This is a genomic window from Streptomyces sp. 13-12-16 (assembly GCF_002114215.1).
Classification (GTDB): Bacteria; Actinomycetota; Actinomycetes; order Streptomycetales; family Streptomycetaceae; genus Streptomyces.
In genome coordinates, this window is the sequence record NZ_NCTE01000477.1 from 1 (window position 1) to 687 (window position 687).

The 687-nt window shown below is 76.0% G+C and carries 1 protein-coding gene; it reads right to left on the minus strand.

What is annotated here, in order from left to right; genetic code table 11:
* Nucleotides 1-17 precede the first annotated feature (17 nt).
* On the minus strand, nt 18-687 hold a 670-nt coding region (locus B7767_RS19125; RefSeq protein ID WP_143652544.1), incomplete at its 5' end, for an SDR family oxidoreductase.

The window sequence follows — 687 nt, forward strand, 5'->3', positions numbered from 1 at the left end:
CGGAGGTCATGGAGCGTTCACGCCCCCAGCAGGCTCTGGCCGCAGACCCGTACGACCTGCCCGTTCACCGCGCCCGAGGCGGGGTGGGCGAGCCAGGCGGTGGTCTCGGCGACGTCGACGGGCAGGCCGCCCTGGGCGAGGGAGTTCATCCGGCGGCCCGCCTCGCGGATGAGCAGCGGGACGGCGGCCGTCATCTTCGTCTCGATGAAGCCGGGCGCCACGGCGTTCACCGTCACCCCGTGCCCGTCGAGCGCGTGCGGGGCGAGGGTGCGGACCAGGCCGGTGATGCCCGCCTTGCTCGCCCCGTAGTTGGTCTGGCCGGCGTTCCCGGCGATCCCCGCGATGGACGCCGTGGCGACGATCCGTCCGCCGCGCCTCAGGGTCCCGGCGGCGAGCAGCGCGTCGGTGGTGCGCAGCACGCTCGCCAGGTTCACCTCCAGCACCGGACTCCAGCGCTCGGCCGGCATGTTGACCAGCCGCCGGTCACGGGTGATGCCCGCGTTGTGGACGAGGACGTCGAGGCCGTCGGGGAGGGCTTCGGCGATGCGGGCGCCCGCGTCGGCGGCGGTGATGTCGAGGGGGAGCGCCCTCCCGCCGAGCCGTCCGGCGACGCGCCGGGCGTCCGCCTCGGCCCCCGGCACGTCGAGGACGACCACCTCGGCGCCGTCCCGGGCCAGCGTCTCGGCG